Annotated in this window: 1 protein-coding gene and 1 pseudogene; both read left to right on the forward strand. The window is 70.9% G+C overall.

The genetic code is table 11. The annotated features are described in order from the left end of the window. Window positions 1-163 precede the first annotated feature (163 nt). Window positions 164-1,432 (forward strand): annotated as a pseudogene (gene istA / locus J2Z33_RS18595) (IS21 family transposase); the annotation flags it as partial. 223 nt (window positions 1,433-1,655) lie between these two features. After that, window positions 1,656-2,258, forward strand: coding sequence for an IS21-like element helper ATPase IstB (istB, locus tag J2Z33_RS18005; protein WP_280922937.1), 603 nt, complete (start codon window positions 1,656-1,658; stop codon window positions 2,256-2,258). Window positions 2,259-2,388 lie beyond the last annotated feature (130 nt).

The following is a 2,388-nucleotide window of genomic DNA, read 5'->3' on the forward strand; positions in this document are numbered from 1 at the left end:
GAGCGTGTCGATCAGGATGAGGCACGAGCGACAATCTGGATGAGAGCGATGCGTCGGGGCTGAACTGAAGGGAGGGCGTAGCCCGACCGGAGGTTCGGCCCCGACGGGGCGATCGCGGCCGGTCGGGTTACACGGGAGCTGTCTCTGTTTTGGAGGAGCGCTCGTGCCCGGCCGCCATGTGACCGATCGCCAGATGAGGCTCTTCATGAAGCATCGACCGAACACCCCGATCCCGGTGGCCGCGGCCCGCGCCGGGTTCAGCGCCGCCACCGGCCATCGCATCGCCCAAGGTCCGCGCCCGCCCTCCGAGAGGCACGCGCCGCGCGAGCGGCGCCGGCCCGATCCCCTGGCGGCTGTCTTCGAGGCCGAGGTCGTCCCGATGCTGGAGGCGAGCCCGAGCCTGCGGCCGGTGGCGGTCTTCGAGGAGCTGATGCGCCGGCATCCCGAGCTGGCCATCGGGGTTCGGCGGACGCTGGAGCGGCGCATCCGCCAGTGGCGTGCGCTGCATGGCCCCGAGCGGGAGGTGATCTTTCGCCAAAGCCACGAGCCCGGCCGGATGGGCCTGTCCGACTTCACCGACATGGCCGGCGCCGGCGTGACGGTCACGGGCGTTCCGCTGCCGCACCGGCTTTATCACGTCCGCCTGGCCTTCAGCGGCTTCGAACACGCTCATGTCGTGCTCGGCGGCGAGAGCTTCGTGCGCTGGCCGCGGGATTGCAGGACGCGCTCTGGGCCCTCGGCGGCGTGCCGCGCGAGCACCGCAGCGACAGCCTGTCGGCCGCCTTCCGCAACCGGGCCGCCGAGGTGGAGCAGGACTGGACCGCCCGCTACGACGCCCTTTGCACCCACTACGGCATGGCGGCCAGCCGCAACAATCGCGGGATCGCCCATGAGAGCGGCGCGATCGAGGCGGCCCACGGTCACCTCAAGCGCGCGGTCGAGGACGCGCTGTGCCTCGCGCGGCTCGCGCGACTTCGCCACGATCGCCGCCTGGCGCCGCTTCGTCGACGAGCTGATCGGCCGACGCAACGCGCGCAACCGCAAGCTCATCGACGCCGAGCGGGCCGTCCTGCGGCCACTCCCGGCCCGGCGGGTGGAGGACGGCGAGGAGACCATGGTGACGGTCACCTCCTCGGGTGGCTTCATGTTGCGGCGGGTCTTCTACACCGTGCCCTCGCGCCTGATCGGCCACCGACTGCGCGTGCGCCTCCACGATGATCGGCTCGACGTCTTCCTCGGCGGCACGCCTCTCATGACGCTGCCGCGCGGCCGGGGCTATGGCGACCGCCGCCGCGCCCATGTCGTCGACTACCGGCACGTCATCCATGCGCTCCGGGCCCGCTTCGCGCCGGCCTCCGCGGCACTGCCCCAGGTGACGGTGACGCTGACCCCGCTCAGCGCCTACGACGCGCTCACCGCCGTCGTGGCTGAAGGAGACGCGGCATGAGTGCCACCGATCCCATCGACGCCGCCCGGCTTGGCCTGCTGCTTGGCGATCTGCGCCTGCCGGCGATCAGGCATATCTGGCCGGCCTTCGCCGAGCGCGCCGACAAGGAGGGCTGGCCCGCCGCCCGCTTCCTCGTGGCCCTGGCCGAGCACGAGATCGCCTCAGCCGCGCCCGCCGCCGCATCGAACGCCATCTCGCCGAGGCCCATCTGCCCCCCGTCAAGTCCCTCGACAGCTTCGACTTCAACGCCGTGCCGATGCTGTCGAAGGCCCAGGTCATGGCGCTGGTCGCCGGCGACAGCTGGCTCGAGACGGGCGCCAACCTGCTGGTGTTCGGCCCACCCGGCGGCGGCCAGAGCCACCTGGCTGCCGCCATCGGCCTCGGCCTCATCGAGAACGGCTGGCGCGTGCTCTTCGCCCGCACCACCGACCTCGTCCAGCGGCTCCAGGTCGCTCGGCGCGAGTTGGCCCTCGAAGCCGCCATCGCCAGGCTCGACAAGTATCACCTGCTGATCCTCGACGACCTCGCCGACGTCACCAAGGACCAGGCCGAGACCAGCGTGCTCTTCGAGCTGATCAGCGCCCGCTACGAGCGCCGATCCGTCCTGATCACCGCCAACCAGCCCTTCGGAGAGTGGAACCGGATCTTCCCGGATCCCGCCATGACCCTCGCCGCCGTCGATCGGCTCGTCCATCACGCCACGATCCTCGAGCTCAACGTCGAAAGCTACCGACGCCGCGCCGCCGTCGAGCGCCGCAAAGGACCCGGACGGCCACCCACGCGCGCAACACCCAACACGCCCGCGGAGTGACGCTCCGCGACAATCAGGATGCGAAACCCCTTGCTCGCGGCACACGACGCCGCAATGCTCAACCTCGTCGCGACACCCACGCTTCCCATCCAGATTGTCGCGCTCACCTCACCCAGATCGTCGCGCTACA

This window comes from Rubellimicrobium aerolatum (assembly GCF_017872975.1).
In the GTDB taxonomy this organism is placed as follows: domain Bacteria; phylum Pseudomonadota; class Alphaproteobacteria; order Rhodobacterales; family Rhodobacteraceae; genus Rubellimicrobium; species Rubellimicrobium aerolatum.